The sequence below is a fragment of the Streptomyces sp. AC627_RSS907 genome (assembly GCF_019049165.1).
On record NZ_JAGMUE010000983.1, the window covers coordinates 1 to 628 of the forward strand.

Sequence of the window (628 nt, forward strand, 5' to 3'; positions counted from 1 at the left end):
ATGGGAGGCAGGCCCTGCCATAACGGCTCGACCATGGTCGATCCTTTGATCCCCATGCGAGGCACTCCTGGCATTCGTGGCCGTGACGACCCTGGCTGGATCTGCAAACAGCGTGCACGTGCGCGAGCTCCAGGATTCCCAATGTCCGGACCAGATGCAAGGGCAGATGCACGTGCACGTGGCCGGTTTGCTCCGAACTGGGCTCGTTGGCGGGGAATTCTTCTCAAGGTCACTTGCGTCCATCTCACATCTGGGTAATGAGATGCGCACTCAACGGAGCCTAGAAGTGGCAGACTTCGCGGCCGAGGGTCCGTGGGGGCGTGCCCGGGCGGGTACGGAACGTACAGGGAGGGTCACGGAAATGGCCACAAGTGAGTCGAGTGGATCGGTAGTGCGCCGCATCCTCCTGGGCTCTCAGCTCCGACGACTCCGCGAATCGCGTGGCATCACGCGTGAGGCGGCTGGTTATTCGATCCGTGCTTCCGAGTCCAAGATCAGCCGCATGGAGTTGGGCAGGGTGAGCTTCAAGGCACGTGACATCGAGGACCTGCTCACGCTCTACGGGGTCGCGGACGAGGCGGAACGTTCGGCGCTGCTCGGACTCGCCCGGGAGGCCAATGTGGCGGGT

The 628-nt window shown here is 63.1% G+C and carries 1 protein-coding gene; it reads left to right on the plus strand.

Annotated elements, in window-relative coordinates; all coding sequences use genetic code 11:
* Window positions 1-361: 361 nt before the first annotated feature.
* The coding region (locus tag KUM32_RS39785) for a helix-turn-helix transcriptional regulator (RefSeq protein WP_217146601.1) at window positions 362-628 on the plus strand (267 nt) is incomplete at its 3' end.